Below are 638 nucleotides of genomic sequence, written 5' to 3' on the forward strand. Positions count from 1 at the left end.
GATGTCGCGGACTACGCGTGGGTCGCGGAGGGCGGCCGGATCAACTTCGACCTGCACGCCCATGGCGACGGCCAGTCCATCGACTACGACCGGGGCCGCGGCGCGACCGACGGCGCAGGCAGCATCGAGGCGCCCTTCCCGGGCGAGCACGGCTGGTTCTGGCGCAACCGTGACGATGCCGACGTGACCGTCACGCTGCAACTGCGCGGCGCCTACAGCGAGATAGTGAGGAGCGAGTGAACAGTTGGCACCTGCGGGAGACCGCAGGTGCCTACACCGTTCGCTCTATCAGTGCAGTCTTGGGCGGGAATATTCTCGGAAATCTCGCCCAACATGCGCCAAGGCACGACCGAACTCGATCGAAATGTGAACATGAGGCGCACGCGATGGCGCGCCACCAATTTAAGTTGCGCTTAGATCGTTGGCATCCATCACTGGGCAGTCCCAATAAGCTCTTCGAACGACGGCATTGGTCGGCGCTGCAGGCATCGGCGCTGATCGCGGAGTCGGTGATTTGGGCTCGGGGCCGCCATTTGATACCGTCGCAACTTCGCAACTCACGGCCCCTTCCCGATGTCCGCTTTTCCTGCCTGGGCCAACTTGCCACGCCAACGCGGCGAAGGTCCGTTGTCCGCCCT

Annotated in this window: 1 pseudogene; it reads left to right on the forward strand. The window is 63.8% G+C overall.

From position 1 onward, the window contains the following. Positions 1-240 (forward strand): annotated as a pseudogene (locus ACH107_RS33345) (transmembrane anchor protein); the annotation flags it as partial. Positions 241-638: the final 398 nt, after the last annotated feature.

Source organism: Roseovarius halophilus (ex Wu et al. 2025) (genome assembly GCF_047086965.1).